Here is a 6,155-nt window from a genome sequence, read left to right as displayed (position 1 = left end):
CGTGGCCTCCGGTACGCCGACCGAGCTGATGCGCAGTGGGGCCAAGGACCAGTTGCGATTCAGCGCGCCGCCACGCCTCGATCTGTCCTTGCTGTCTGCCGCGCTGCCGGAGGACTACAAGGCCACCGAGGTGACGCCGGGCGAGTACCTGGTCGAGGGGCACGTAGACCCCCAGGTGCTGGCGACCGTCACGGCGTGGTGCGCGCGGATCGACGTCCTGGCAACCGACATGCGCGTCGAGCAACGCAGCCTCGAGGATGTGTTCCTCGACCTCACCGGCAGGAAGTTACGGCCTTGACGGACAACGAGACTCACCCGAACGCCTTCCCCGCGGGCACCTTCGCTCCCGATCCGCGGCCCAGCGCGGTGCCGAAAATGCTTGCCGCGCAATTCGGATTGGAACTCAAGCTGCTGTTGCGCAACGGCGAACAGCTGCTGCTCACCATGTTCATCCCGATCACGCTGCTGGTCGGGCTCACGCTGCTGCCGCTCGGCTCGTTCGGCCAGCACCGCGCGGCGACCTTCACCCCGGTCATCATGGCGCTGGCGGTGATCTCGACTGCGTTCACCGGTCAGGCGATCGCGGTCGCCTTCGATCGGCGCTACGGCGCGCTCAAGCGGCTCGGAGCCACCCCGCTGCCTGTGTGGGGCATCATCGCGGGCAAGTCTCTCGCGGTGGTCACCGTGGTGTTTCTCCAGGCAATCCTGTTGGGCGCCATCGGTTTTGCGCTGGGATGGCGACCCACGCCGGCGGCCCTGGCGTTGGGCGCGGCGGTCATCGCGCTGGGCACCGTGGTCTTCGCGGCGCTGGGGCTGCTGCTCGGCGGGACGCTGCGCGCCGAGATCGTGCTCGCGGTCGCCAACCTGATGTGGTTCGTCTTCGCGGGCCTTGGCGCGCTGACGGTCGAAACCGGGATAACCCCGGCGGCGGTGAAGCTGGCCGCGCGACTGACTCCGTCCGGCGCGCTCACCGAGGCGCTGTCGCAGGCGATGACCATGTCGGTGGACTGGTTCGGAATGGTCGTTCTGGTGGCGTGGGGCGCGGTGGGCGCGCTGAGCGCGCTGCGCTGGTTCCGCTTCACCTGACGTTCGTCGGCCCGCCCGGGCGTACTACAGGCCGTAGTTTTCGGTGCCTTAGGATCGGGCCGTGGTTGGACGGATGCTGTTGCGCTTGGTGGACCTGCTCCCCAACCCCAGCCGGGGCGTGCAGCGCCTGATCGCCGCGTTGGTCATCGTGACTCAGGGCGGCATCGCCATCACCGGCGCGATCGTCCGCGTCACCGCCTCGGGCCTGGGCTGCCCGACCTGGCCGCAGTGCTTTCCGGGCAGCTTCGTTCCGGTGGCCCACGCCGAGGTGCCGCGCATCCATCAGGCCGTCGAATTCGGCAATCGAATGGTCACCTTCGCCGTGGTGATCACCGCGGCGCTGGCTGTGCTGGCCGTGACCCGGGCACGGCGGCGACGCGAGGTACTCGTCTATGCCTGGCTGATGCCGGTGTCGACCGTCGTGCAGGCGGTGATTGGCGGCATCACCGTGCGCACCGGGCTGCTGTGGTGGACGGTGGCGATCCACCTGCTGACGTCGATGACGATGGTGTGGCTGGCGGTGCTGCTGTACGTGAAAGTCGGCGAACCCGACGACGGAGGGGTTCGCCAGCGAGTGGTCAGGCCGCTGCGCGCGCTGACCGCGCTGTCCGGGCTGAATCTGGCCGCGGTGCTGGTCACCGGCACGCTGGTGACGGCCGCGGGCCCGCACGCGGGCGATCGCAGCCCCACCCGGACGGTCCCGCGGCTGAAAGTCGAGGTCGACACCCTGGTGCACGTGCACTCGTCGCTGCTGATCGCCTACCTGTCGCTACTGGTGGGGCTGAGCTTCGGGCTACTGGCGGTGCGTGCCGCCCGACCCGTGCTGCTGCGGCTCGGGGTGCTGCTGGCACTGGTGTTCGCCCAAGCCGCGGTCGGCACCGCCCAGTACTACACCGGAGTTCCGGCGGTGCTGGTCGCCCTGCACGTGGCGGGGGCCGCGGCCTGCACGGCGGCCACCGCGGCGCTATGGGCTTCGATGCGAGAGCGGGCCCAGCCCTAGCCGCTCGCAAGCTGACTCCAACGCCAGCGCGAACCGGCGCTGGGCGAATTCGCGGGCCACGGTGTCCAGCCGGCGCCAGCCCAAGGACGGCGCGACCAGGTCGAGCCCGACGAGCCGTTCTCCGGCCACGTCGGCGCGCGCGTACAGCAGGTCCCGCGCGGCGATGCCGGCGCGTCCGGCGGCAGCGGCGAGGGCGGCGTAGCCGAGGTCCCACAATTCAAACTGCGGCTCGACCGGCCAGGCGTGCGATTGTTCGCCGCCCAGGAAGATCAGCGTCGCCTCGGGAGCCGCGTCCGGTCCGGTGGTCGGCACCCCGTCATTCTCGAGGTCGCGCAAATACCGCTCATCGAGGTTCCAGGCCACCGCGCCGGGCGGGTTGAGCAGGTGAGGCACGCGCCGTGTCCAGGACAGGAACGCGTCGCGCCGATCCGGGATTTCCGCGGCGGCTCGCAGGATCACCAGATCTGCGCTGGCGGTTTCCGGGTCGTCCCAGGGCAGCCAGCGCGCGTGCAGCCCGCGTCGCCGTAGCGCGCCCACCAGACCGGCGTCGTCCACCGTCCTGTCCGCGTCGTCGCCTGGCCCCGCCAGCACGATGCGGGGATGAAAGATGTCCGGGCGAGCGAGTTTCATGCCCGGGCATGATAAGCAGATGCACGCGATCGAAGTCAGCGAGACCGGCGGCCCCGAAGTGTTGCGCTACGTCGATACGGCCGCGCCCACGCCCGGACCGGGTGAGGTGCTGATCAAGGCGGAGGCCATCGGCGTCAACTACATCGACACCTATTTCCGCTCGGGGCAGTACCCGCGGGAGTTGCCGTTCATCCTCGGCTCGGAATTGGCCGGCACGATCGAAGCCCTGGGCAACGGCGTCGACGGACTCGACGTCGGCGACCGCGTGGTCAGTGCCGCGGCATCCGGCGGGTATGCCGAATATGCCACGGCCCCAGCACATTTGACTGCCGAGCTGCCCGACGGCGTGACCGCCGACGTGGCGGCCTCGGCCCTACTGAAGGGGCTGACCGCCCACTATCTGCTGCGATCGGTGTATCCGGTGCAGGCGGGCGACACGGTGCTGGTGCACGCCGGCGCGGGCGGCGTCGGGCTGATCCTGACGCAGTGGGCGCACCTTCTCGGCGCGCGGGTGATCACCACCGTCTCAACCCCGGACAAGGAGCGGCTGTCCCGCCGGGCGGGAGCCGACGAGGTGCTTCCCTACCCTGACGATCCCGCGGCATTCGGCGAGCGGATCCGTTCGCTGACCGACGGCGCCGGGGCGGCCGCGGTGTATGACGGGGTGGGCGCCACCACGTTTGACGCCAGCCTGGCCAGCCTGGCCATCCGGGGCACCCTGGTACTCTTCGGTGCGGCCAGCGGGCCCGTCCCGGCGTTCGACCCGCAGCGCCTCAACGCGGCGGGCTCGGTATTTTTGACCCGGCCGTCGCTGGCGCATTTCGTCCGCACCGCACAGGAATTCAGCTGGCGGGCAGAGGAATTGTTCGCCGCGATCGCCGGCGGCGACATCACCGTCGAGGTGGGCGGGCGCTACCCGCTGGCCGAGGCCGCCCGCGCCCACCGGGATCTGCAGGGGCGCAAGACGGCGGGCTCGATCGTGCTGCTGCCCTAGATAACGAGCCCGCTACGCGTGAGGGCAGAAGATTCCGAGAATCTGCTGGCAGTTGTCTCTGTTGATGAGGCCCGGCGGCGGGGGTGGTGGCGGTGCCGGCGGGTTGTCGCCGTCCCAGATGTTCTGGGCGACATTGCCCTGCCCGAACCAGACGTAATAGTAGGTGTGGCAGACGTTGTTGTCCCAGACGACGGGGTTCGTGACATGGTTGCCGGTCGGCGGCAATGGTTGCCCGGGACACCAACGGCACGGCCCCTGGGGGTGGTCATTGGGACAGCCGGGCCACGCGTCCAGCGGCATCGGTCCGGGTTTAGCGTCGGCGGTACCCGTGATGATGCCCATGTCGCAGAAGGACAGTCCGGCCGAAAGCAGAGTTCCGGCGATCAATGTCCGCATGATGCGGTTAGTCATGCCAAAAGTGTGATCCCCTGGACCGGCTACCGATCCCATATCCGACATCACTTTTCGAATTCGCCGGGTGACGCGTTGGCGGCGCCGGGGTGATCCGACTCGGAGACCGGCTCAGAACAGGTGCGGCAAACCGATGGCCGAATCCACGGCCAATGCGCAGAACACCACGGCCAGATAGTTATTCGATTGCAGGAACAACCGCAACGGCTTGACCGGCTGGCCGGCGCGGACGCCCGCGTACAGCTGGTGGGCCATCGCCAAAAACCACACCCCGGCCACCACGGCGACGGCCGCGTACAGCCAGCCCGTCGCCAGCGCCAGCGCCAGCGTGGCCAGCACCGTCAGCCAGGTGTAGATCAGGATCTGCTTGGTCACCTGACGCTCGGTCGCCACGGCCGGCAGCATCGGCACGCCGGCCGCTTTGTAGTCGTCCTTGTAGCGCATCGCCAGCGCCCAGGTGTGCGGCGGCGTCCAGAAGAAAATGATGGCGAACATCACCAGCGCGGGCCAGCCAATGGTGCCGGTGACGGCCGACCAGCCGATCATCACCGGCATGCATCCGGCCGCGCCGCCCCACACCACGTTCTGCGAGGTGCGGCGCTTGAGCAGCAGCGTGTAGATGAACACATAGAACGCGATCGTCGCCAGCGCCAGCAGCCCGGACAGCAGGTTCGTCGTCCACCACAACCAGAAGAACGAGGCCACCGTCAGCACAAGGCCGAGCACCAGGGCGTTGCGCGTGGGCACCGCGGCACGGGCCAGCGGCCTGCGGGCCGTGCGCTTCATCACCTTGTCAATGTCCGCGTCGGCCACACAGTTGAGAGTGTTCGCGCCCCCGGCGGCGAGCATCCCGCCGATCAGCGTGTTGACGATCAGCAGCGGGTTCACGGTGCCGCGCTGAGCCAGCAACATCGCCGGGATCGCGGTGACGAGCAGCAATTCGATGACCCGGGGCTTGGTCAGCGCCAGATAAGCCAGCACCGTGCCCTGTATTCGGCTTGGCAATCGGCTCGGCGCGACGCGCCCGCGAACGCTCACGCAATAACTCCTCGGGGTCGCAGCGGCGCGCAGCATCTACTACACACGATGGTAGACCGGGTTGTGGCGATGGCCCGCCCGCGGGTCCTTTCCGCAGGTTTTTCCCAGATTTCCGCACTGAATGTTAAACGCTTTCCACGGGCGCGTAATTTTCACATCTGCCGGCTGTGGGTACCCGAAATCCTGCGCTGCAATAGCCGGTCCTCCCGCACTAGGGTGGGATTGATCAGCTCGATGACCCAAGGACAGAGTCTGTGACGACACTCGAAGAGATCTCCACGCTGACCCAACCGCACCTTCCCGACGACTGGTCCGAGCTCGACTCGGCCGCCGTCGACACCATTCGGGTGCTGGCCGCCGATGCGGTACAAAAGGTCGGCAACGGCCATCCCGGGACGGCGATGAGCCTGGCGCCCCTGGCCTACACGTTGTTTCAGCGAACCATGCGCCACGACCCCAGCGACACCTCCTGGCTGGGCCGCGACCGGTTCGTCCTGTCCTGCGGGCACAGCAGTCTGACCCTGTACCTGCAGCTGTACCTGGGTGGTTTCGGTCTGGAGCTGTCCGACATCGAGTCGCTGCGCACCTGGGGATCCAAGACCCCCGGGCACCCGGAGTTCCGGCACACCAAGGGCGTTGAGATCACCACCGGCCCGCTCGGGCAGGGTCTGGCGTCGGCGGTGGGCATGGCGATGGCCGCCCGCTACGAGCGCGGCCTGTTCGATCCCGACGCCGCCCCGGGTGCCAGCCCGTTCGACCATTTCATCTACGTGATCGCCTCCGACGGCGACATCGAAGAGGGCGTCAGCTCCGAGGCGTCGTCGCTGGCGGCGGTGCAGCAGCTGGGCAACCTCATCGTTTTCTACGACCACAACGAGATTTCGATCGAGGACGACACGAATATCGCGCTGTGTGAGGACACCGCCGCCCGGTATCGGGCCTATGGCTGGCACGTGCAGGAGATCGAGGGCGGCGAGAACGTCGTCGCGATCGAGG

6 protein-coding genes and 2 pseudogenes are annotated in these 6,155 nt (G+C 68.3%); 5 read left to right on the top strand and 3 right to left on the bottom strand.

What is annotated here, in order from left to right; translation table 11 throughout:
- The 3 genes and pseudogenes from A5652_RS19825 to A5652_RS19815 form a co-directional block, all read left to right on the top strand.
- A pseudogene (locus tag A5652_RS19825) lies at nucleotides 1-298 on the top strand (ABC transporter ATP-binding protein); the annotation flags it as partial.
- Between the two features lie 77 nt (nucleotides 299-375).
- Nucleotides 376-1,086: an ABC transporter permease gene (locus A5652_RS19820; protein ID WP_232001252.1), complete on the top strand. Its 711-nt coding sequence runs from the start codon at nucleotides 376-378 to the stop codon at nucleotides 1,084-1,086.
- 73 nt (nucleotides 1,087-1,159) lie between these two features.
- Nucleotides 1,160-2,086, top strand: a complete 927-nt coding sequence (locus A5652_RS19815) for a heme A synthase (RefSeq protein ID WP_156745441.1) — start codon at nucleotides 1,160-1,162, stop codon at nucleotides 2,084-2,086.
- On the opposite strand, the gene A5652_RS19810 is transcribed toward A5652_RS19815, so the two are convergent.
- Nucleotides 2,051-2,716, bottom strand: a complete 666-nt coding sequence (locus A5652_RS19810) for a hypothetical protein (RefSeq protein WP_067355402.1) — start codon at nucleotides 2,714-2,716, stop codon at nucleotides 2,051-2,053. The genes A5652_RS19815 and A5652_RS19810 overlap by 36 nt on opposite strands.
- Before the next feature lie 19 nt (nucleotides 2,717-2,735).
- Between A5652_RS19810 and A5652_RS19805 the strand changes: the two genes are divergently transcribed.
- Nucleotides 2,736-3,710 (top strand): quinone oxidoreductase, encoded by a 975-nt coding sequence (locus A5652_RS19805; RefSeq protein WP_067355415.1) that lies wholly within the window; start codon nucleotides 2,736-2,738, stop codon nucleotides 3,708-3,710.
- A gap of 12 nt (nucleotides 3,711-3,722) precedes the next feature.
- On the opposite strand, the gene A5652_RS19800 is transcribed toward A5652_RS19805, so the two are convergent.
- Both A5652_RS19800 and A5652_RS19795 read right to left on the bottom strand, forming a co-directional pair.
- On the bottom strand, nucleotides 3,723-4,121 hold the full coding sequence (locus A5652_RS19800; protein ID WP_067355400.1) for a hypothetical protein: 399 nt from the start codon (nucleotides 4,119-4,121) through the stop codon (nucleotides 3,723-3,725).
- A gap of 111 nt (nucleotides 4,122-4,232) precedes the next feature.
- Entirely contained in the window at nucleotides 4,233-5,159 is a 927-nt protein-coding gene (locus A5652_RS19795; RefSeq protein ID WP_067355397.1) for a heme o synthase, read from the bottom strand.
- A gap of 254 nt (nucleotides 5,160-5,413) precedes the next feature.
- Here A5652_RS19795 and A5652_RS19790 point away from each other — a divergent pair.
- Nucleotides 5,414-6,155: pseudogene (locus tag A5652_RS19790) on the top strand (transketolase); the annotation flags it as partial.

Origin of the sequence: Mycobacterium sp. 1165178.9, assembly GCF_001673555.1 — a bacterium.
Classification (GTDB): domain Bacteria; phylum Actinomycetota; class Actinomycetes; order Mycobacteriales; family Mycobacteriaceae; genus Mycobacterium.
Note: the sequence above shows the minus strand (reverse complement) of the source record. Positions and strands in the feature narration are given on the sequence as shown.